Genomic DNA, 21,262 nt, shown 5'->3' with positions numbered 1-21,262 from the left:
GGTACCCGACTCTCTGTGATTCAGGGGTTGGTGCCGGTGACGTCGCGCACGAACGCGTCGACGGCCTCCTCCATCTGGGTGAGTCCGGGCTCCTCGAGCGGATAGTGCCCCGCGTTCTCGAGCATCACCAGCTTCACCGGAACCTTCTTGATCGGGTCGAGCACGGGTTTGCTCAATTCCAGCGGCGTCCAATGATCCTCGGCAGGCTGGGTGTGCAGAATCGGGCAGACGTCGAAATCGGCGGGTTCGATATCCGGGACATAGGTGCGGTAATCGTCGAGGAATTTCATCGACGCCGCATTGCCGGCCGAAGTCTTGTCAGCCAGAAAGACTTTCATGGCGTCCGCGTTGTTGCACAGCGCACTCATCTTCGAGGCGAGGCTCATCGGAAACTCCAGGCCCTTCATCGGCGAACGGGCCAGGGCCTCGACGCCCTTCATGCCCACCGTGGCGCTGAATTTGTAGCGCGCGGTCGCGATCCACACGTCCCGATTGCGCTGGTCGAGGAAGGTCAGGCCGACGATTCCGTGCACGGCGCCGCGCGGTGCGTGCGCGGCGACGTGGTAGGCGACCATGCCGCCGGCCGACAGCCCATAGAGCACGATCGGGCGATCGTCGCGCGACTTCTCGTATGCGAGATAGTCGGTGATCATCTGGATCCACTGGCCATACCCGTAAGTGCCGCCGGGGCGGACCTGTGTCATGCCGTAGCCGAGATTGTCGACAGCGGTCACTTCCCAGCCCTGGTCGGCCAGCGGTTTACCGATAATGAGGTTCATCTGCCGCCCGTTGGTGCCGACGCCGTGATGCAGGATCACTTTCGCCGGGGCCTCGGGATTCAGATATTGATCGAGGTGGATATTGTTGCTCTCCCATTCCCAGAAATCCTCGGTGGGAAGGTCCGCTTCGGACGTGAGCCGGAGCCGGGGCGGGAGGAACTCCTGGAGCTTCCACCACGCGGATTGATCGTGGTACAGAGTGTCGCGCCCAGTTTTGCGCTTCATCGAAAACCCCTCATGTAAGAGCAGTTTGCGAACCGTTCGATCTCCACTGTGGCCAGCGCATCCAGGGCGGCCAATAGTCGGCCCCCCTCGCCGATGGAGCCTACAGAACAATACCTACTACACGTGTATACGATCGCCGCCCAGGAACGGTTCTTGGTCCGGGAACTAGCGGCCGACACCCACTGAATGACCGACGCCGCCGGCCACCGTGCACCCAGGTTCCTGGGGCTGGTCAGGGGGGCGCACAACCACCAAGGTCACTATGGTGAGCATGCGGATGGTGGTGTGGCGCGCGGTGGTCGGCGTGCTGTTGGTGATGGGGGCGGTAGTCGCGCCGGGGCAGGCGAGCGCGGATCCGGGGTATCAGTGGCGGGAGGAGTTCATCACCGCGCCCGACGGGACGCGGTTGCACGCGGACGTGCTGCGGCCGGTGGGGCTCGGGGACGACGTGCGGACGCCGGTGGTGATGACGGTGAGTCCGTATCGGTCGCACGAGGCGCGGCTGACCGAGTTGCGGCCCGGCGGCGGGCCCTCGACCGGGGACCTGCCGGTGCCGATGCTCCTGGCCGCCGGATACACCTACGTGATCGTGGACCTGCGCGGGTTCGGCGGATCCAACGGGTGCCCGGATTTCGGGGGGCCGGGTGAACGTTCGGATGTGAAGACCGCGGTGGAATGGGCGGCGGCACAGCCGTGGTCGACCGGGCGGGTCGGGTTGTACGGGGTGTCCTACGAGGGGTGGACCGGGCTCATGGGGCTGGCCGAGAAGCCGGCGGGCCTGGCGGCGGTGGCCTCGTTCGAAGTCGTCGCCGACCCCAACGCGTACCTGTACATGCAGGGCATCGCGTGGAAGTTCTCGCTGAAACCGATCAGTGAACAAGGTTTCCGGCCCGGGGACATCGCCGGATTCGAGCACCTGCTGATCGCGTCGACGCCCGCGCACCCCAATGACTCGGCCGAGTACAAGGCCAATGCGTCGTCCATCGACCCGGCCTGCTATCAGCGGTATCTGGCCGACACCAGCAACCACGACGCGAGCACGCCGTTCTGGCGCGACCGCGATCTGGTGGAGAAGCTGCGCGGCAACACCATTCCGCTGTTCCTCGGCCAGGGTTTCGTCGACTACAACACTCGCGCCGACCGGGTCTTCCAGCTGTGGAACGGGCTCGGCCCCGGCGAGCACAAGGCCATGTTCGGGCAGTGGGGTCACCGCGATTGCAGCGAGAAGTGCGGTGCCACCCAGTTCTCCTCGGAACTGCTGGCCTTCTTCGACCGGCAGGTGGCGGGCAAGGATGTGAGGGTGCCCGGCCCGCGCGTCACGGTCGGGCAGTTCGACGGCCGCTGGCGGGCGGAGACGGCGTGGCCGCCGGCCGACAGCCACACCCTCGACATCGACCTGCGCGCCGGACGGTATACCGATCGCGGTCTGCTGCCCGGCGCGGACCGGGAGATCTGGACCGTCTCCCCACCGCTCGCCCAGGATCAGCAGCTGTCCGGTGCGCCGACCGCCACGCTCACCCTGGACGGTCCGGCCGCGGCCAGCGTCACCGTCGAGGTCTACGACATTGGACCCGACAATCGGGCCACCGTGATCACCCGCGGCATCGCACCGGTCACCCCGACCACGCAGGTCCGGCTCCTCGCCCAGGACTGGCCGATTCCCGCCGGACATCGCATCGGCATCCGCGTCACCGACGTGGTCGACGATGTGTGGGCGCATCAGCCGGCCAACGCCCCCGTCACCGTGACCGCCGCCCAACTGCACCTGCCGCTGCTGTCCGGAATCCGCACCCCGGACCTGCCCGGCGACGTCAGCGAGGCGATTCCGAAGTGGCGAAACGAGAAGACGGTCTCCCTGATCGCCGATGTGGTGAACAATGCCACTGTGGCCGTGACCTTCCCTCCCCGGACCGGCGGTTAGCCCATGACCAGCACCGCGCCGACCCACGCGCCCACCGTCGACGACGCCACCGCCGAGCGGCTGGCGGGGGCGCTGCGCTGCCGCACCGTCTCCCACGAGGACCACAGCCGCATCGACCCGGCCGAATTCGAGCGCCTCACCGGCCACCTGGAGAAGTGCTTCCCCCTGGTCCACGCCCACCTCACCTGGGAGAGCTTCGGCCACAGCCGTTTGTACCGCTGGGCGGGTAGCCAGGCGACCGAGCACCTGGTGGGCACGGCCGGGCCGGAAGCGCGGGCCGCCGGGAGCGCGCGGCAGGGCACGCACACCGGAGAGCCCGGTGCCGAGGCCGTGGCGGCGATTCTGCTGGCGCACATGGATGTCGTGCCCGTCGACGACCACGACGGCTGGCCGTATCCGCCGTTCGGCGGGGTCGTGGACGACGAATTCATCTGGGGCCGGGGCGCGATCGACGACAAGAGCCGGATGATCGCGATTCTCGAGGCGGTCGAAGCGGCGCTGCGGGACGGCGTCGAGCCCACGCAGACGGTGTATCTCGCGTTCGGGCACGACGAGGAGATCTTCGGCGCCGACGGCGCGGGCCGGATGTCGCGGCGACTGCGGGACGCGGGGGTGCGGGCCCGGCTGCTGGTGGACGAGGGCGGTGTCATCACCGTCGGCGTCGCCGAGGGCATCGACGTGCCGGTGGCCACGATCATGGTGGGCGAGAAGGGCTTCGCGACCGTCCGGCTCTCGGTCACCGACGTGGGCGGGCACTCGTCCATGCCGGGGCGGCAGACCGCGGTCGGACGGCTGGCGCGGGCGGTGGCACGGATCCAGGACCACCCGTTCCCGCTGCGACTCACACCGGTCGCCGTCGACATGCTCACCCGGGTGCGGAAATTCGTGACCGAACCGCGGCGCACCCTGCTCGGGCTGGTCAATGTGGCCGGGCCGATCGCGGCGCGGGTGCTGGCCGCCCGGCCGCAGACCGAGGCGCTGGTGCGGACCACCACCGCCCCCACCGTGATCAGCGGCGGGGTCAAGTCCAACGTGCTCCCGCAGCGGGCCGAGGCGTACGTGAACTTCCGTATCCTGCCCGGTGATTCGGTGGCCGGGGTGCTGGCGCACTGCCGGAAGGTGGTGCGCGACAACGGCGTCACCATCGAACTCGACGGCACCTGCTCCGAGCCGTCGACCGATCCGAGCGCCGGACCGGATTTCGACGTCGTCGCCGATGTCGCGCGCGCGGTGGTGCCGGGGCTGGCCGTCACCGTCGGCGTGGTCCCGGCCGCCACCGACTCCCGCTACTACGACGATCTGGCGCGGACCCGCTGCAACTTCGCCCCGATCATGCTGTCCGCCGCCGACCTGGAACGCATCCACGGCACCGGCGAACGCATCTCCCGCGCCAACTATGCCCGATTGATCCGATTCAACCGGCTGCTCATCGACCGCATCGCCGCCTTCTGACCGGCACCACAGTCCCCGGCGCCGGGGCGGCGACGTGCTCGATCATGCCCGTCGCCACGCGCTTACCGGTGCCCGCCCCATCACGCGGCCGATGAGCGAGAATGGCTCCGCCGGTTGGCGACATTTCGGACGCACATCGTGGCGTCCGAAACCGCGACCCGGCACCCTTGCCCTCGTAGGTACGTGACGACCTCGACTCGAAGGAGCGGCGATGACCCGCACGGAGACCGGTGAATTCCAAGGCGCGGGCGGCCGCGTGTTCTGGCAGGCGTGGCTGCCCGACGGCGAGCCTCGCGCCGTGGCGGTGATCGTGCACGGGTATGCCGAGCATTCCGGGCGATACGCGCACGTCGCGCAACGGCTCACCGAATCCGGGTTCGCCGTCTACGCGCTCGACCACACCGGCCACGGCAAGTCCGAGGGCGCCCGCGCCAATATCGGCTCGCTCGACACCGCCGCCGACAATGTGCGCACCATGCTCGCCACCGCCACCGGCCGCCACCCGGGACTGCCGAAATTCGTCATCGGCCACAGCATGGGCGGGCTCACCACCGCCTACTTCGCCACCCGCGACCAGCCCGAGGTCGACGGCCTGGTGCTGTCCGCCCCCGCGATCGACATCGAGGCCGGCAACGCCGTGCAGCGCCTGGCCGCGCCGCTGGTGGCCAAGTACCTGCCGAATGTGCCCGTCGTGAAACTGGATTCGACGCTGGTCAGCCGCGACCCCGAGGTGGTGCGCGCCTACGACGACGACCCGCTGGTGCATCACGGCGGCGTGCCCGCCCGCACCGCCGGGGAGATGCTGCGCGCCGGGGAGTACGTCAAGGCGCACCTGGATCGCCTGACCGCGCCGCTGCTGGTCCAGCACGGCACCGCTGACGGCCTCGCCTCACCCACGGGCACCGACAAGGTGGAACGCGACGCCGCGGCCAAGGACAAGACGGTCATCCGCTACGACGGGCTCTACCACGAGATCTACAACGAGCCCGAGCAGGACAAGGTGCTCACCGACGTGGTCAACTGGCTCGAAGCGCACCTGCCCGCCGCCTGACCGGGTTTCACCGGAGCCCGACCGGGCTCACTTGTAGGTCTTCAGGCAGGCGTCCTCCCCGTCGAGGACGCCGGTCCGGAACGCCTCCAGTCGGACGAAACCACTGGGCACCACCGCGCCGTTGACGTCGGCCGCGGCCAGACCGTCCATCAGCAGTCCGGAGATGGCGGCGTCGAGATCGGTCGCGGACAACTGCAGATCGCTGCCGGGGCGGCTCAGCTCGGTGCTGTAGGCCCCCGAGAAGCAGGCGGCGCGCAGCCCGGCGGATTCGGCTCCCGAGATGCCGAGCCGACGGGCCTGCTGGACGGCGATCATGTAGCGCGAGACGAAGACGACGAAGGCGTTGTAGTCGCCGCCGACGGTCGCGGAGAACAGGTCGCCGGTGTCGCCGGTGGCCGCGCGCTTGGCGAGGCTCGGGATGTCGGTGCCGATCACATTGGTGGCCGGGCAGTACGAAACAGGCTGGGTGACGGTCACTGTCGGGCAGCTGCGGGTGATGCCGCCGTAGTCGAAGACGGGCGCGGGCTGGATCGGGTAAGCGCGGGTCAGCGACTGCGCCACCAAGGCCAGATCCGGCTGGTCCACCGGCAGCTGGCGATCCTTGTCGCCCGGCTGGAAGCTCGTCGGCAGGGTGCCGCGGCGCTGCTTCAGTTCGGCGCGGGTGATGCCCTTGCACGCGGTCGCGCCGTCGGTGTAGCCGATCTGCACGGCGGTGACCCGCTCGAACGCCGTACCGTGCTCGTCCCGGGACGCGCCCGGCTCGCGGTCACGGAAGGAGATCACCGCGGCCAGGACGCCATTGAGGCCGTCGGTGGTATTGAGGGTGAAATGGCGCGAATTGCCTTCGGCCACCGAGCGCAGGAAGACGCCGGCGAAGCAGTCGGCCTGCTGTTCACGGACCACGGTCGGGGTGAAGAAGCCGTTCAGCTTGGCCTGCGCCTGGACCGAATGGCCGTACTCGTGGGCGAGGACCATGACCACCGCCATCGGGCCGAACTTCTTCACCAAGCCCGGCAGCAGGGTGCCGCGGTCGAACCCGATGGTCTTGTCGACACTGCAATAGGCGGCGTTGACCTCCTGAAAGGTACTGCCGCGGCAGAATTCGACGGCCTGGGCGCGCGAGGCGGTGGAATCCCAGGAAATGAACCGGGTCACCGGTTTGAACACGCCCGGAAAAGTCTTGGCGTACTGGCCGTTCCAATAGTCGGCGATATCCGCGATGGCATTGAGGGCCAGTTTGTCGACCGCGCCGCCGTCCCCGTTCTCGGCGGCGAGGTTCGCGTCCGGCACCCCGGAGCGGGGTCCGCTGGGCCCGGCGGCCGAGGTCTGGCCCGCCACCACCCATGGGTTGTCCGTCACCGGTGCCGACATCTGCTGCGAGGCAGGGCTTTTCGACGCCGAGCAGCCGGTCAGGGCCACCCCCGCGACCGCCAGCAGTACGACCAGCCCCCGCCGAATCCGCGACGTCCCCATCTCGCCTCCCACACCACTCGGGACAAGTATCCACCGAGATATCGCGCGAAGTCCCCGGTCCCGCAACGACAGTTCGTGACACAGTCGAGGATCATGAGCGACTATCGCGGCCTCAATCAGGCCAATTGGAACGATCGGGCCCCGCTGCACGCCGATTCCCTCGACTACCACTTCGACGACTTCCGGACCGACCCGTCCTTCCTCAGTCATGTGGTGCGCTTCGATCTGCCACGGCTCGGCGACATTCGCGGGGTCGACGCGGTGCACCTGCAATGCCACATCGGCACCGACACGCTGTCACTGGCCCGGCTCGGCGCGACCGTGACCGGACTGGACTTCTCCCCCGCCTCGCTGGCCGAGGCCCGCAAGCTGGCCGACGCCGCCGCGACGCCGATCGAGTACGTCGAATCCGATATCTACGACGCGGTATCCGCGCTCGGCGGGAGGCGGTTCGGGCTGGTCTACACCGGCGTCGGCGCGCTGTGCTGGCTGCCCGACATCCGCCGCTGGGCCGCGACCGTGGCCGCGCTGCTGCGGCCCGGTGGCCGCCTGTTCCTGCGGGAGTACCACCCGGTGCTGTGGTCGATCGACGAGACCCGCACCGACGCCCTGACGATCGGCTACCCGTATTTCGAGACCGCTGATCCCATGGTGTTCAACGACGAGACCACCTACGTCGAAACCGATTCCACGGTGGCCAACACCATCACACACGAGTGGAACCACGGCCTCGGCGAGATCGTCGAAGCCCTGCTGCAGGCCGACCTCACCCTCACCCAGCTCGTCGAACACGACAGCGTCCCCTCGAACCCGTTGCCTGGCCGCATGGCCCACGACGAGCAGTGGGAATGGCGACTGATCGAACACCGCGAACGCCTGCCCCTCAGCTACACCCTGCAAGCCCGCAAAGGCTGACCGGCCACATCGGGAACCGGCATCGACCCTCCCGCGTCCAAGTACTCGGAAGCTGGACGACGGGAGGGACGCCGATGGAACCGGAAGCCTTGCGGCGCAGCGCCCGCCTGAGCCAATCGGGCGCCGAACACGACCAGGCCCGCCTCACCCACCGCACCGCCGACCCCGATTACATCGACCACGTCGAAGACTTCACCCGGTTGTCCCACCAGCAGATCCACGACGCCGTCCAAGCCATGAACCCCTGCGACATGCACACCGCCGCCGACACCTGGGTCACCATCGCCGACAGCATCTTCGGCGCCGTCACCACCCTCCACGCCACCATCCACACCGCCCTCGCCGACACCATGACCGGCCACCTCGCCGACGCCGCCGCGGCCGCTGCCCGCCGCTTCGTCCAGGACGCCACCGACACCGCCGAGATCGCCCACAGCACCGGCCACCGCATGATCGCCGCCGCCTTCGGCGCCGAAGCCCTCCGCAAAACCGTGCCCCCACCGGTGACCGACGGCCCCGCGTCCGACCGAGACGAGCAATACCAGCTCGCCCTCGCGGCTCTGGACGCCAACTACACCCCGATCTATCCGCCGGCAGGCTCAGGAATCCCCGCCTTCTTCACGATCACCGCACCGGGCGCGGCCGATGCCTCCGGGAACAGCAGTGGCGCAACGGATCCGAGTCGCCCCTTCGATACACGAGCCATTACCACGCCAGGGTCCACGCCTGACCTGGACGCGTGGCGCAACCCGGCCGACCCCGACACCCACCGCCCGCAGGCAGGCGAGGAGACCGCCTCGGCGACCAATTCCCCATTCGCACAGCGCATCCCCCAGGATCAAGCCACTTCCGACGACCCGGAGGCGCTCCATCGAAGCGCGACCGACCCCGGCGCGGATCGGTGGCGACCGGACACCGATCCCGATCACCGCTCGCCCACACCATCGACCACCACCGGCACCCACCCCACGGCCACCCTCCCGACCTCGACGGCGCCAACCGACGATCCCGCCCGGACAGGCCACCCCACCTCCCCCACCGGCCCACCATCGAACCGCTACTCCCCCAACCCCTTCCCCGACCTCACCCGCAGCTTCCGCGGCCCGACCGTGCCCGAGCCGACCACCCAGCCCCGCCCCGTCACACCACAGGTTCGCCCCGAATCTCCCAGCACCGCCATGCCCCCGGGCATGTTCGCTCCGGGCACCCGCCCGACCACCCCCGAATCGGCCCACACCTGTCCGCCCTGGCTGATTCGCAACCGCGAGAACGAACTACTCGGCAGCCCACTCCCGCACGTCCAACCCACCCTCGGAGCCGAATTCCCCTCCGCCCGAATCGCGCCCACCCCGGACGACCTCGACTGACCCGCAGGCCGAGGATGCCCTCCCCCGAGGTGGAGACAGGGGAGATCGGGGAGGGACGGCCGAGGATCGCGTCGATGTCTTGATCTCCGACCATCCGGCACCCAGGGGTGTCCTACGGCGGCGGCATCCACCCCGTCTGATCGCTCAGCTGAACGGTGCAGCGTCGACGGCGCAACCGGTTCCGGCCGGCGGCAGTTCGGTGCTGAACAGGTAGTCGCGTTTGACGCGCTCGGCGCAGGTGCTGGCCACATACATGCTGCTGTGGCCCATGCCCTCGATCGTCACGACCTGCGCCCGCGCCAGCTGAGCGGCTCCGGTGACCGCGCCCTGCAAAGGCGTCGCCGGATCGAATCTGCTGTTCAGCACCAGGATCGGTGCGGCGGTGCGGCGATTCCACGGGCCGGTGTAGCGGTCGGCGTCACGAGCCTGCCAGAACGCGCACGCCATCATGTCGAAGACGCCGATCCGGCCGAAGTACGGAACCCGCACATCCTCGGTGATCGCGGTGCGGCTGTAGATGCCGAGATCGGTGGGGACGGCGCTGTCGACGCACTGGGTCGCGTAGAAGGCCTCGGTGCGATTGCCGGTATAGGACTCTCGATCTGCGATGGGCACAATGCCCGGCCACGAGGTGCCCGCGTCGAACAGCATCTGCAACAGGGTCGCGAGCTGCGGATAGGTGTCCGGGCGCGAAAGGTTCGCCGCCGCATTGACTATCGACGAATAGGTGAAGATCTCTCCCGCCGCCCGAATCGGCGCCAGCCGCGCCCGCTCCGCGAGCACCGGCCATTTCAGTGCGGGATCACCGGCCGAGAACGCACACTTCGGACCCGCCGCGGCGCAATCACGCAGGAACGCATCGAATGTCGTGGCGATACCCGCGGCCACATTCTGGCGGGTGTCCACCGGAACCGTATCGCCTTGTCCGCCATGGCCGTTCACACTGCCGTCGAAATCCATCGACCCGTCGAACACCATGGCCCGAACCCGGCCGGGGAACATGTTGGCGTAGGTCGCGCCGACCAGGGTCCCGTAGGAAATACCGTGATAGGTCAGCTGCGCGTCACCGACCGCGCGCCGCAGCAGCTCCAGATCCCGCGCGGTATTGGCGGTCGAGGCGTGGTCGAGAACCGGCCCGGCCAGCGCGCGGCAGCGGTCGGCCAACTCCCGGTTCCGGCCATAGAAATCCGCCTCCCCGGCCTGGTCACCCGGCATGTCCGGGAAGGATCCGAGAAACGCGAGCTGCTCGGTGGTGTTCGGAAAGCACCGGGCCGCCGCACTCCGCGCCACCCCGCGCGGATCCCACGACACGATATCGAACCGCTCCCGCAGCTCCGCCGAGAACAACCACGGCCACCGCGCCCGCTCCCGTAGCCGATCCACCCCCGACGGCCCCGGCCCACCGAAGTTGACGAACAGCGTCCCGATCCGGCTACCGGGATCGGTGGCAGGCAATTTGATCACCGCCAGCTCGATCCGATCCTCCTGCGGCCGGTGATAGTCCAACGGCACCGCGGCAGTCGAACACTCGAACCCCTCGGCACAGTCCGCCCATCGCAGCACAGGCGTTACGGCTGCCTCCGCGAGCGAATCCTCAGAGGGATCCGCCCCTTCGGCCGCCGGCACCCCCACCAACCCCGCGAACACCACCATGCAGGCCACAACCCGTAAGCGCCGAAGCCCACTGCGCCCCAAACCCAAACCCACTGACGACACCTTCCGAACACCAACGACCCAACGCCCGCCCCACCCTGCCACACAACCTGATCCACATGCAGCAGCGCGTGGGAGCTGAAAATCCTTGGCAGATCACCGAATCCGATGGTGGGGTCGGCGGGCAGGCCGGGCAGCGGCGCCATCATGCGGACGAACAGCGCTTTCGACAGCCTCATCATCGGCGCGGCGGCCAACCTGGACCCGCTGTTCATCGAGGAACTGGGCACCAACATCATCGAAGAGACCGTCGAGCTGGAGGGCACGGGCTTGCGGCCCCGGATTCCGGGCATCGGGGTTCAGAGGCGGCTGTCGATGGCAGGGCCGGCGGGCTGAGGCTGCACCGCGCGTCCGATCGTGACGTGTGTGAGAAACACCGGCAGGTCGATGCCCAGATGCCGGGCGACCTCACGCAGCGCGTTGTCGAGCGCCGCCCGCGTGGACCCCGGCTGGGGGTGCAGTCACACGACGGTGCCCGCCCACCGGATTTCGACGTGGCAGACCCTGTCACCGCGGGCGCACCCGGCGACCGGGCGCGGGCCACGATGACGACGTGGGCCTCACCTCCGCGGGGGCTGACCCGGCCGCTGATGAATATCTGACGATTTCCGCCGTGACGGTCCACATTGCTGCTCGGGCCGGGTGGATAGGAAGAGTCTGCGGGCCTATCCACCCGGCTACCGAGCACGATGCGCCGCTCGGAGTCGGTGAAGCGGGGCATCGATTCCGGAGTCGTCCACGGTTGACCCCGGTCGGATGATCCGACGTGAGAATGCGGCACGATAACCGCACCCGGATTCCCGCCACACTCCACGATCGGATCACCCGCACCGCACAGTATCGAGATCCTGGGCGGGAGCGGCCCGAATACCGCGCTGATGGCACGAATCGAGAGTGTCCAGGCACGGAAAGTCACCGATATCTCGGAATTAGCTGCGTGATCGGGATTATCGTGCAGAATGCTGGTCAGAACCGGCCCGACCGGTCGGTGAACCTTAATGGGGTGAAATGACTGATCTCATGGGATCGACCGTGCACGAACTGCTCGCGCAGGTCCTGGCACGCTACGGCAGCATCGACGTCTTCATCGCCCGCCTGCACGTTCTGCTGGACACACCCACAGTCGTGCTTCCCGCGTCGGCATCCTCGGCCGGTGGCCGGCACCGACTCGCACAGCCCACCGGCGCCGTGCTGACGACTACCGGGACTCTCACCCCGCCTACGTGGCTGAAATCTGTCAGGAATCCCTGACAGCGGGGCACTGCCTCACATGCGTAGATTTCCTGCGAATCCCGATACTGAGACTGGCGCGCGGCGTACTTTGGCTATGCCAGACCCTGCGGTCGACGAGCCGGCCCTGTCACCTCACGTGATGACGGGGACACGTGGCGCTAGTGCGGAACTTCCGGACGAAGGGGCGACTCATGGCAGCCGATGTCGATTTTTGCGTCGTGGGTGCGGGTTTCGCGGGATTGACCGCCGCACTGCGGCTGAAGCAGGCCGGCCGCTCGGTCGCTCTGCTGGAGGCGCGTGACCGGGTCGGAGGTCGCACCTTCACCGAGTTACTGCCCGACGGGACCTGGATCGATCGCGGCGGCGCGTGGGTCGGCCCCGGGCAGGACCGTATCAAGGCCCTGATGGCTGAATTCGGCGTGACCGAATACAAGGAGTATGTCGACGGCGACGCGATGATGATCGTCGACGGCAAGAAGCACCGTTACTCCGGCACCATTCCCTGGGCGATGAGCCCGTGGGCGATCGCCAACCTCGGAGCCGGCCTGTTCGAGGTCGGGCAAATGTGCAAGTCGATCCCGTTCGACGCTCCGTGGGAGGCCGAGAAGGCCGGCGAGTGGGATCGAACCTCCCTGGGGGAGTGGCTGAATCGAAATATTCACTCCCATCAGGCGCGCGAGATGCTCGACATGGCGTTCGCCGGCATTTACACCTCGGCCGCCTCGGAGGTGTCGTTGTTGTGGGCGCTGCACCAGATGGGCTCGGGCGGCGGGCCGGTGTTCGTCATCTCCAGCAAGGACGGCGCCCAGGACGCCAGGGTGCACGGCGGTATGGGTGCGATCTACGGACCGATGGCCGCCGAACTCGGTGACGCGCTGCATCTTTCGAGACCGGTGGACCTCATCGCGCAGGACGAGGACGGCGTCAGCGTCCATTCCGAGCGGCTCACCGTCCGCGCTCGGCGCGCGATCGTCGCCGTGCCTTTGGCCGTCGCCACGCAAATCGCCTACGAGCCAATGCTTCCCGTCGACCGCACCTTCCTGCACCGGCGCATGCCCAGTGGTGCGGTCTACAAGATCTCGGTCGTCTACGACACCGCGTTCTGGCGCGCTGACGGCCTGTGCGGACAGTCGGCCGCGCCCGGCAGCCCGGCCACTCTGACCATCGACGCCTGCACGGACACCGGCACTCCCGGCATCATGTGCGTGATTACCGAAGGTCCCGCGGCTCGCAAGCTCGGGCTACTCGATCCGGCGGAGCGCAAAGCTGTGGTGATCAACGAACTGGTCGACCGGTTCGGCGCGATGGCCTCGTCCCCGGTCAGCTACCACGAGCAGAACTGGACGGTCGAGCGCTACTCCGGCGGCGGAATGATCAGTCATGCGCCACCGGGTGTGCTCACCGAGTTCGGTCACGCGCTACGCACCCCCTGCGGGCGGATCCACTGGGCCGGGAGCGAGAGTTCGGCGATCATGTGCGGCTGGATCGACGGTGCGGTGCGGTCGGGGGAACGTGCCGCCACAGAGGTTATGGCCGTGCAGATACCTTGACCCCCAACTGAACCCGCTATTCCGCGTTCAGAACGATGAGCCCGTGCCGCCGAAGGGCCACGGCGGAATCGGCCCGTTGTCGACCACCACATTGTCGTACCGAATCCCGAGGATCGGATTGTCCTCGTCGCACCAGCGCTCGCGGTCGGTCGAACAGCGCTCGCGATGACTACCACAATCACCACCCACGACCGACGTCCTGCGCGCCGGAAGGTAGGCACGGATTACGTGCTGCCTTTCTCTACCGCAGTCGAGGATCACATCCACGCGATAGGTGTCGTCAGTTTCGTTGCGGCACCAGTGGCCAGTGCACGAGACCCAGGGAGCCAGCACGACCGTGTCGGCCGCGGCGGCCTGCGGTGCGGCAACACCGACGGCAATCGCGAACAACGGGCTGGTGATGCCCAACAGGGCTGTCAATCGGCGCGGCATACCGCTAGAAACTACAAGCCGTGCCAGGTTGGCACCATCGGGCAAATCACCCAATTTGATTCGAGCAGTGGCCCATTGCCGAGAGCGGCCCACCAGATGTTCCGGGGACAGCCGCTTCGCGTTCAGCCATACTCAGTCGCAGCTCGCTGCGGTGACGCGGAACTGGCCGGGACCGTGCTAGCCGCTCCGAACCGACGCGTAAGCGGCAGAAGAGTGTGTTCGGCAAGGCGACCTCGTCGAGGGATGACCGAATCCGCCGCAGCCAAGGGCAACTAGATCGGTTTCAGCGGATCCATCACGAAAACCGCAGTTCGTGATGGTCTTTGCCGTGCCCCCAAGACTTGGGGCGACCTCGAGTCCATGCGCTGCGGTATCTTCCATACGATCGCCGCACCCTGGTCGGCGCGCAGAGGAAGCACGCCACTTGTTCAACAAATCCTTTGCGGCCGCCGCCCTCTCGGCGAGCGCCGCTGCCGTTCTTGCGACACCGCCTGCCGCCGCCGACCCGGTCAACTGGGGCGCCGTTTCCCTCAGCGCGTGGGGCAACGTCTACGCGTTTTCGGTCAACCACCCGACGGAAGCCGACGCCATTCGAGCCGCCGACCGAGCATGCAAGGGTCAAGGCATCATCGACTGCCGGATGATGGTGACGTTCGCGAACGGCTGCGGTGCAATCGTGACGAGTCCGCTCGCGATCGTCGCAGGGTTCCCGATCGTGGGCTTCGGTAAGGGGGCGACCCCGGGGGAGGCATACGCAGACGCCGCCCGCAACCTCCCCACCGGCACCGGAAGCGTCGGCGCGTTCAATCGCGAACATGCTTGCACCCAGCCTTGATCTAGTTCCAGCACGGTCCTCGGCAGTAGCGGACGTTCTGCGGCGCACAAGGTTCCGGCCGCCGGCACCTCGCGCTGGCCGTTCCGGTTAGCGCGGCATGCGGCATTATCGCTCACTCCCGCTGACTGAAGCCAGACCGGTTTAGCCCGGGCACCCGACGTGAACGCTTTGCCGGTGATGAAAACCCCACGCGCTGCGCCCACGCGAGCACTACGACCGGCAGCGCGCCGCAGTGCTCGCTTCTCGCCAACAGGGTCTACCGCCGAAAGAGATTGTCAGTAGGAGGCATTGGCTCCGTACTCGGCCTGGGCGCGCGTAAAGCCCTCGTACACCAGCTGATCGATCAGTCCGGACCGAGAGAACGAGGTGTACTCGAGGTACTGCTTGGCGCTCTTTGCCGCCTGCTCGTTCCAGTCCACATCCAGGCTGTCTACTGCGAACGTAGCGTCTGCGGTGGAGAAGTCTTCGTACTCGAGCTGGTGGATCAGACCGCTGCGGGAGAAGGCAGAGTAGTCGAGGTACTGCTGGGCAGACCGGATGGCGTTGCGCTGGCTGGAGGTGATGTCCTGCTTGGCCGGAGAGAATTCGACCACGAGTGTCGATACGGGCGCCGCGATATCCGGCTGAGCGACGTCGGCCGCTGCCGCGGCGCCGTTCCACGCGGGTGCCGCCAGGGCGAGAGCCAGTACCGGGGCACCGACCAGCCACACCCATTTCTTCTGCTTCTTCGGCGCGTCCGCGGCCGACAGGTAACTGGGCTGTGGGGTGGGGAACGGCTCGACGCGGGTGGGTGTGTTCACAGGTCTCCATTCGTCAGGTGATGGGTGGAGCATCATGCAGTCGTGCCATCTGCTGACGTCAGAGTGTTGTTAGCTGGTTAGGTGCGGTGAGTGCCGGTTAGGCACGGGATGTCGGTGGGATGGCAGTTCATGTCCCCTGAGCATTTACGGGTCCCCCTCGGCGCGGACTCGGCGCAACACGTCGCCCAGCCGACCGGGTGGCCTGCGTATGCTCTCAGAACCGAACAGCCGGTTGATCTTTCGCCGTGCGGCGCTGTCCCATCTACGCAGCGCGCTATGCGGCAAAGTAGTGCGTTTGCCGATGCCTTGTGCGAGGGTCAGTCGGTTGGAGCGAAGCGATAGACACGGGACTCACGCGCTCGGAATCCGAGGCGCTCGTAGAGGCGATTGGCCGCGGCCCTGGATGCTCGCGAGGTCAAATCCAGTGTTCGCGCGCCGGCAGCCGTGGCTCGGGTCTTGGCTTCCTCGATCAACGCCGCGCCGATGCCTTGACCGCGCGCCGAGTCATCGACCACCACATCTTCAACCCGTGCTCGAAGACCCGACGGAATCGGGAACATCACCAAGCTCAATGTCCCGACGATCTTTCCACCGCTACGCGCGACCAGGACAGTGGTCGATTCTGCAGAAGCCAACTGCGCCAACGCTTCTCGATCCAATCGCGAGGCCGTTTGCGACAGCTGGGGCAGCAGCCGGCCGAAAGCCTCCACGATCTCATCGTCGACCTCGGTCAGTGTTTCCACGGTGACAGCCACCTCGGCACTGTACTGCTTGCCCGGTAGCTGCCGCCGTCTCGAAGCCGCGCCGCCTGCGGCAAGAGAGGATGTCGGTTCCCGGGGATTGTCTACTTCATCCCGAAGGCGCGGAAGAGACGATCGTAGATCTCGCGGATCACCTGCTGCTTGCGTGCGTTGTAGTCCATGACGTTGCCACCTCCTGGGATGGCGGCTCGTTTGGCGTCCTCGTAGAGCGCGCGATCTTCGGGGTGGTCGCGCAGCCAGTCGCGGAACATGCGCAGTCGGATGGTCTCTGGACAGTTGGGACCGAACACGTGCAGGTTCACTCGAGGGTCGGCAAGCCGCAGGCACCGATGCTCGTGAAACGACGGTTCTCGGACGGTGAGGTAATAACCGACGTGTTCGAGCGGGGGGACATATACGCTCTCCTGCCGTGAGTCGGCCACGGTGAGAACGATGTCGATGACATCTTTGGCGGCCAACCCCTCGACGGAGGTGGATCCGACGTGCTCGATATCCAGGACCGCATCACCGAGCGCTGCGCGGATACCGCCAACCAAGACCGAAAAGCGCCGCGGCCACTGTGGGTCGTACGGGACGATCGTGATCGCTTCTGGTGGGGGCGGCCGGTTGACCCAAGGGTTCTCGGTGGGGTCCGGCTCGCGGTGGCGGATGATCTCCTCGAATGTGGGCATCAGACCAAAACCTAATGGCGACGTAGTGCAAGCCCGTCGGCAGCCCGGTCGCGGTGGCCGATTGTCGGCTTTCCGTGCATACGAATGCAGCTCATGCCCTGCGCGCGGAGCTGGTGAATGGATTTCGGTGAATGCCCTCTGCGAGAAGGCCGACCGCCGTCCCGGTGCTGAGGAGCGCCGTATCACGACGAGATGGCCGCGCGGATCCGGGCCACCAGGGCGTCCAGACGTCGCTGATGTGAACCCTCCCAATAGATTCGGCCGCAATCCGAGCACTGCCGGAAGTTGTCATAGTAGCGGCGGGTGAGTGGTTCGAGTCTCTCGATGATGTCCTGCTTGGCCACACCGGTGACAGCGCCGCCACAGCGCAGGCAGCGACTGAACGGCACCAGCCGATCCGCCAGGTCGAGACGGCGGACGAGGTCCACCATCTGCTCGAACGGGTGGTCCGACCGGACGAATACGCCGTGAGTCACGGTGCGGCGCTTGAGAAGTCCGTGGTCTCGGGTGAGCAGGATTCGATGCTCGGCCGCGGCTGTTTTCGCCAGTGCTGCGTCGTCGGCTTCCCAGTCCTCGCGCACGTCGAGTCCCATCAGCCGCATCAGCCGTGCGAGCCCGCCGAGGTTGACATCGACGATGAAGCGCGGATCGCGCAGCGGACAAGGACGCACCCGGGTCAGCGGCCCGATGTCGAGCGTCTCGAACATCGGGTAGACCACAACCCGATCGCCCGGCTGCAGACGGCGGCCGAAGTCGACGGACTCACCGTTCACCAGCATCAGGTCGACCTCGGTGTGCGGAATACCCGCAGCCTCGACGACGTCCTTCACGGTCTGGTGCGGCCGGACCGGCCGCAGCTGCGCGGCGTACCGCACTCCCGGGGGCAAGAAGTCGTTCAGCTCGGCATACACACGCAGTTCGACACTGGCGGTCATAGGACCATTGTCCGGCGGGATCACCCAGCGTGCCCAGAGCAATCTCCGGTTTGAGCAATCCCGCGTATGCCCGGTGCGGGTCAGCATCTCCCCGGATGCGCTGACCGAGAACGGTCCGCCCCCCTTGACGAACCGCAGAGCAAATCTCCCAGCACCGCCATACCGCCGGGCATGTTCGCTCCGGGCGCCCGAACGACCCGACCTGCTGTGTACATGGTCCGTCCACAGGCTGGGGACTGGAATTCGCGGCATCCCAACCGAATCCGGCATTCGAAGAACGATGTGATCCTCATCCGAGGGGTACGCCGATCCTCCCGTCGCCGCCCTAGGGTGTCCTCATGGGGAGAGATGACATCCTTACCGGGTTCCGCCAGGAAGCGAAGGCACTGGTCCACGTGGCATCAGGGCTCTCCGAAACCGATTTCGGCAAGCCGACACCCTGCGCACCGTGGACGGTCACCGAGTTGCTCGCCCACGTGGTCGCCGGGATCGAGCGCGTGACCGACGGCCTGACTGTCCCCGAACCGGCCACGGCTCCCCTCAACGCCGTCAACTACTACAACCCGCGAATCTTCGACGCGCAGGCCAATATCGAGCGCGTGGCCCTCGCCCAGCGGAGCGCCACCGCCTACCCCTCGGGCCGAGCCGTCGTCGCCGCACTCGACGCCGCCTGGCCGCTGGTCCACGACTCCGCTCGCCGCGAACCCGACGACCGCCGACTGATGACCCGCTGGAGCGTCGGCATGGGCCTCACCGACTTCCTCATCACCCGCGTGGCCGAACTCGCCCTCCACGGCCTGGACCTCGCCGCCGCCCTCGACCGCACCCCCTGGACCACCCCGGAAGCCGCCGCCATCGTCACCACCCTGCTGCTCGTCTCCGGCAACCCCGACGACCTCGCTCCGCTGGACTGGGACCCCATGACCTACCTCGCCAAGGCCAGTGGCCGCACACCACTGACCGTGGACGAGGCAGCCCACGTCAAACAGGTTGGTGTGGAATGGATTCCACTCGGCTGATCTGCGCGACTCCCCGAGTCAGCGGTCCCAGATGCGACTGCCGAGGAAGACGTCCCACTCGGCGCCGTCGAAGAACAGTTCCGGGCCACCAGGATTCTTCGAGTCGCGAACACCGACACGATCATCGTCCTGGTAGACCTCGACGCACTGGTTCGAGGTCTCGCTTCGAGTGGACTTGTACCACTGCCGGACAGGCGGATTGTTCACGCCGCATACTCCTTCGCTACCTCGAGCACCATGGTCCTGGTGTCGTCCTCAGTCAACGCTACCGTTTGCAGAGCGGCGATCGCCTCGCGATAGCGGTCGATCACATCGGTTCGATCGTGATAGAGGGCCCCTACAGCGCCCTCGAGGTAGACGACGGGCGGCTCGGTCAGGCGACTCTGGAGGCTGTCGAAATCCAGCAGGGTGAATGACTGCATCACAAGGCCTCGGTGGGGACCGATTCCGAATGGAATGACGCGGATACCAACGTTTTCCCGCTCACCCACCTCCGCCAGCCAGCGCAGCTGCGCGGCCATCACGGCGGGTTCCGCGGGGCGATGCCGCAGGACCGCCTCCGACAGAAAGACCTTCAACTGGAAGGCAGGGTTATCGAGCCGGATCTGCCGACGTTCCATCAATTCGATCCGCCGCTCGGTATCGACAACCGACAGCTCCGGCGCATCCAACTTGGCGACTGCCCGGCGATAATCAGCGGTCTGCAACAGACCGTGGACCAGCACGAGCTGATGTGTGGTCATGCGATCGGCTGCCGCTTCGAGCCGCAGGTAATGCGGAAAATGCGAAGGTAACTGATCCGCGTACGGCTGCCAGAAGCCTTTCGAATTGCCTTGCAACTTATCGGCTTTGGCCTGCTCCCTGACCTCTCGCCAGAGACTCAGCGCCTCCGCCCGACTTGTCTCGTCGGCCTGATAGAAGGTGAGCAGACTTTCGAGCTGCATGGTGGTGATCTTCGTGAGCAGGCCGTCTTCCAGCCGCACGATGGTCATGCGAGAGGTTTCAGCATGTAGTCCAGCTGCCAGTGCAGTCTTCTTGGCCCCTTCCCGCATCTGACGCAAGAAGTTTCCAAATGCCCTGCGGGAGACCGTTGATCCGGCCATGTTAGTTAGCCTCGCAATCTACGGATTGCCCAGGACCGGTGTGTTCATGGTGAGCATGCACACCATGAGCGTGCACAGCCTGAGCATGCACAGTGTGTGCACCCATCGTAATTCGCGTGCAGCACACTGTGAACGGCTCTCTTCAGCCATCCTGGGTGCACCGAGAACCGGCGCCGAGCGATTACGCCCGCGACGCCGTTCGGAAATCAGGCCATTCGGGAACCACGCAATTCGAGGGGATGCCGTAATGCTTTGGGACACATGGGCGCTGCTGTCGATTCTCGCTCTCTGCCTGGCCGTGATCGGCTGGAGCGTGTGGGGTTTCTACCGGGATGAGCATCCGGGTGGTGAGGCCAGGTTTCTCCGACTGTGTCTCGACGGTTCGAGGTATGTGGAGGCGCCGGCGAGCGGGCGGGCGGGGCGCCGGCACCGCGGGCGGCATCGGACCGGGTCATGGCGCGGGGTTCCGTTGTTCCCCGCGTCGCGGATGTAGGGCGGTGATGACGTTGTCCTGGACCACATCTCGCGTAAATCATCACCGACTGCCGCTGACGCCGTCGATGCAGACTTCCGACAGCGTGAAGATCCTGTTATGGCCGCATCGGCTGTGCACCGCAGGCGATGGCCACCAGCCCAGTTCGTGTAGCGCGCGCACGCAGCTACTCACAATCGCCCGCCGGGAGGGCTGGTCGTGGGTCGACGGCGTTCCGGACAACTCGCGGGTTCCTTCGATCTCGCGTAAGAGAGAGGAGGTGATCGTGGATGAACCGGCGCAGTTGCTGGGTGTACAGGGAAACTATTCGCTGGTCAGGTGGGAAGGTCGCAGGTTTCCCGGTTTGAGCATCCAAGGCGACAGCCTGCATGGCCTGCGGTCGGTCTTGGAGGAGGCGGAATCGGAGCTGACCGTCGGAAGCCTCGAGGACGCGTTGTTCGCGGTCAGGGAGGCTTTGGACACGGTGATCGAGATGGACCTCTGCTACCAGGAGATGATGGGGCAGCGGAACCTGAAGCTGCCCTACTGACGCCT

The 21,262-nt window shown here is 66.8% G+C and carries 21 protein-coding genes; 11 read left to right on the top strand and 10 right to left on the bottom strand.

Going from position 1 to position 21,262, the window contains the following annotated elements; genetic code table 11:
- Nucleotides 1-20: 20 nt before the first annotated feature.
- Entirely contained in the window at nucleotides 21-1,004 is a 984-nt protein-coding gene (locus ACFRAQ_RS07675; RefSeq protein WP_379095414.1) for an alpha/beta hydrolase, read from the bottom strand.
- Between the two features lie 262 nt (nucleotides 1,005-1,266).
- Between ACFRAQ_RS07675 and ACFRAQ_RS07670 the strand changes: the two genes are divergently transcribed.
- From ACFRAQ_RS07670 to ACFRAQ_RS07660, 3 genes are all read left to right on the top strand, one after another.
- Entirely contained in the window at nucleotides 1,267-2,925 is a 1,659-nt protein-coding gene (locus ACFRAQ_RS07670; RefSeq protein WP_379095412.1) for a CocE/NonD family hydrolase, read from the top strand.
- A gap of 3 nt (nucleotides 2,926-2,928) precedes the next feature.
- Nucleotides 2,929-4,377 (top strand): M20/M25/M40 family metallo-hydrolase, encoded by a 1,449-nt coding sequence (locus ACFRAQ_RS07665; RefSeq protein ID WP_379095409.1) that lies wholly within the window; start codon nucleotides 2,929-2,931, stop codon nucleotides 4,375-4,377.
- 211 nt (nucleotides 4,378-4,588) lie between these two features.
- Nucleotides 4,589-5,428: an alpha/beta hydrolase gene (locus ACFRAQ_RS07660; RefSeq protein WP_379095406.1), complete on the top strand. Its 840-nt coding sequence runs from the start codon at nucleotides 4,589-4,591 to the stop codon at nucleotides 5,426-5,428.
- Nucleotides 5,429-5,455: 27 nt separating this feature from the next.
- Here the strand turns inward: ACFRAQ_RS07660 and ACFRAQ_RS07655 are convergent, their stop codons facing one another.
- A complete protein-coding gene (locus tag ACFRAQ_RS07655; RefSeq protein ID WP_379095403.1) occupies nucleotides 5,456-6,901 on the bottom strand; it encodes a metallopeptidase in 1,446 nt (481 codons plus the stop codon).
- Nucleotides 6,902-6,994: 93 nt separating this feature from the next.
- Between ACFRAQ_RS07655 and ACFRAQ_RS07650 the strand changes: the two genes are divergently transcribed.
- Entirely contained in the window at nucleotides 6,995-7,816 is an 822-nt protein-coding gene (locus ACFRAQ_RS07650) for a class I SAM-dependent methyltransferase (protein ID WP_379095400.1), read from the top strand.
- A 74-nt stretch (nucleotides 7,817-7,890) separates the two neighbouring features.
- On the top strand, nucleotides 7,891-9,183 hold the full coding sequence (locus ACFRAQ_RS07645) for a hypothetical protein (RefSeq protein ID WP_379095397.1): 1,293 nt from the start codon (nucleotides 7,891-7,893) through the stop codon (nucleotides 9,181-9,183).
- 144 nt (nucleotides 9,184-9,327) lie between these two features.
- Here the strand turns inward: ACFRAQ_RS07645 and ACFRAQ_RS07640 are convergent, their stop codons facing one another.
- Nucleotides 9,328-10,695: an alpha/beta fold hydrolase gene (locus tag ACFRAQ_RS07640; protein WP_379095394.1), complete on the bottom strand. Its 1,368-nt coding sequence runs from the start codon at nucleotides 10,693-10,695 to the stop codon at nucleotides 9,328-9,330.
- 348 nt (nucleotides 10,696-11,043) lie between these two features.
- On the opposite strand from ACFRAQ_RS07640, the gene ACFRAQ_RS07635 reads away from it, so the two are divergent.
- The 3 genes from ACFRAQ_RS07635 to ACFRAQ_RS07625 all read left to right on the top strand — a co-directional run bounded on the left by ACFRAQ_RS07635 (nucleotide 11,044) and on the right by ACFRAQ_RS07625 (nucleotide 13,679).
- A complete protein-coding gene (locus ACFRAQ_RS07635) occupies nucleotides 11,044-11,232 on the top strand; it encodes a hypothetical protein (RefSeq protein ID WP_379095391.1) in 189 nt (62 codons plus the stop codon).
- Between the two features lie 672 nt (nucleotides 11,233-11,904).
- A complete protein-coding gene (locus ACFRAQ_RS07630; RefSeq protein WP_379095388.1) occupies nucleotides 11,905-12,147 on the top strand; it encodes a hypothetical protein in 243 nt (80 codons plus the stop codon).
- A gap of 173 nt (nucleotides 12,148-12,320) precedes the next feature.
- The gene (locus tag ACFRAQ_RS07625) at nucleotides 12,321-13,679 is read left to right on the top strand and encodes a flavin monoamine oxidase family protein (RefSeq protein ID WP_379095385.1); all 1,359 of its coding nucleotides are present in this window, start codon (nucleotides 12,321-12,323) and stop codon (nucleotides 13,677-13,679) included.
- A gap of 27 nt (nucleotides 13,680-13,706) precedes the next feature.
- Here ACFRAQ_RS07625 and ACFRAQ_RS07620 read toward each other — a convergent pair whose 3' ends face one another.
- Nucleotides 13,707-14,111: a hypothetical protein gene (locus tag ACFRAQ_RS07620; RefSeq protein WP_379095382.1), complete on the bottom strand. Its 405-nt coding sequence runs from the start codon at nucleotides 14,109-14,111 to the stop codon at nucleotides 13,707-13,709.
- 424 nt (nucleotides 14,112-14,535) lie between these two features.
- Between ACFRAQ_RS07620 and ACFRAQ_RS07615 the strand changes: the two genes are divergently transcribed.
- Nucleotides 14,536-14,946 carry a DUF4189 domain-containing protein gene (locus tag ACFRAQ_RS07615; RefSeq protein ID WP_379095379.1) on the top strand — a complete coding sequence of 137 codons (411 nt, stop codon included), beginning with the start codon at nucleotides 14,536-14,538 and terminating at the stop codon, nucleotides 14,944-14,946.
- A 275-nt stretch (nucleotides 14,947-15,221) separates the two neighbouring features.
- Here the strand turns inward: ACFRAQ_RS07615 and ACFRAQ_RS07610 are convergent, their stop codons facing one another.
- The 4 genes from ACFRAQ_RS07610 to ACFRAQ_RS07595 all read right to left on the bottom strand — a co-directional run bounded on the left by ACFRAQ_RS07610 (nucleotide 15,222) and on the right by ACFRAQ_RS07595 (nucleotide 18,113).
- A complete protein-coding gene (locus tag ACFRAQ_RS07610) occupies nucleotides 15,222-15,746 on the bottom strand; it encodes an Ltp family lipoprotein (RefSeq protein WP_379095376.1) in 525 nt (174 codons plus the stop codon).
- A gap of 317 nt (nucleotides 15,747-16,063) precedes the next feature.
- A complete protein-coding gene (locus tag ACFRAQ_RS07605) occupies nucleotides 16,064-16,501 on the bottom strand; it encodes a GNAT family N-acetyltransferase (protein ID WP_379095373.1) in 438 nt (145 codons plus the stop codon).
- A gap of 89 nt (nucleotides 16,502-16,590) precedes the next feature.
- Entirely contained in the window at nucleotides 16,591-17,178 is a 588-nt protein-coding gene (locus ACFRAQ_RS07600; RefSeq protein WP_379095370.1) for a GrpB family protein, read from the bottom strand.
- Between the two features lie 182 nt (nucleotides 17,179-17,360).
- On the bottom strand, nucleotides 17,361-18,113 hold the full coding sequence (locus ACFRAQ_RS07595) for a Mut7-C RNAse domain-containing protein (RefSeq protein ID WP_379095367.1): 753 nt from the start codon (nucleotides 18,111-18,113) through the stop codon (nucleotides 17,361-17,363).
- A 338-nt stretch (nucleotides 18,114-18,451) separates the two neighbouring features.
- Here ACFRAQ_RS07595 and ACFRAQ_RS07590 point away from each other — a divergent pair, with 338 nt between their 5' ends.
- The gene (locus ACFRAQ_RS07590; protein ID WP_379095364.1) at nucleotides 18,452-19,132 is read left to right on the top strand and encodes a maleylpyruvate isomerase N-terminal domain-containing protein; all 681 of its coding nucleotides are present in this window, start codon (nucleotides 18,452-18,454) and stop codon (nucleotides 19,130-19,132) included.
- An 18-nt stretch (nucleotides 19,133-19,150) separates the two neighbouring features.
- On the opposite strand, the gene ACFRAQ_RS07585 is transcribed toward ACFRAQ_RS07590, so the two are convergent.
- A complete protein-coding gene (locus tag ACFRAQ_RS07585; protein ID WP_379095362.1) occupies nucleotides 19,151-19,339 on the bottom strand; it encodes a DUF397 domain-containing protein in 189 nt (62 codons plus the stop codon).
- The gene (locus ACFRAQ_RS07580) at nucleotides 19,336-20,235 is read right to left on the bottom strand and encodes a helix-turn-helix domain-containing protein (RefSeq protein ID WP_379095359.1); all 900 of its coding nucleotides are present in this window, start codon (nucleotides 20,233-20,235) and stop codon (nucleotides 19,336-19,338) included. The genes ACFRAQ_RS07585 and ACFRAQ_RS07580 overlap by 4 nt, the downstream gene beginning before the upstream one ends.
- A gap of 500 nt (nucleotides 20,236-20,735) precedes the next feature.
- On the opposite strand from ACFRAQ_RS07580, the gene ACFRAQ_RS07575 reads away from it, so the two are divergent.
- Entirely contained in the window at nucleotides 20,736-21,257 is a 522-nt protein-coding gene (locus ACFRAQ_RS07575) for a DUF6959 family protein (protein WP_379095357.1), read from the top strand.
- Nucleotides 21,258-21,262: the final 5 nt, after the last annotated feature.

It is taken from the genome of Nocardia sp. NPDC056611 (assembly GCF_042792755.1).
Lineage (GTDB): Bacteria > Actinomycetota > Actinomycetes > Mycobacteriales > Mycobacteriaceae > Nocardia.
This window is presented reverse-complemented; position numbering and strand designations above follow the sequence as displayed.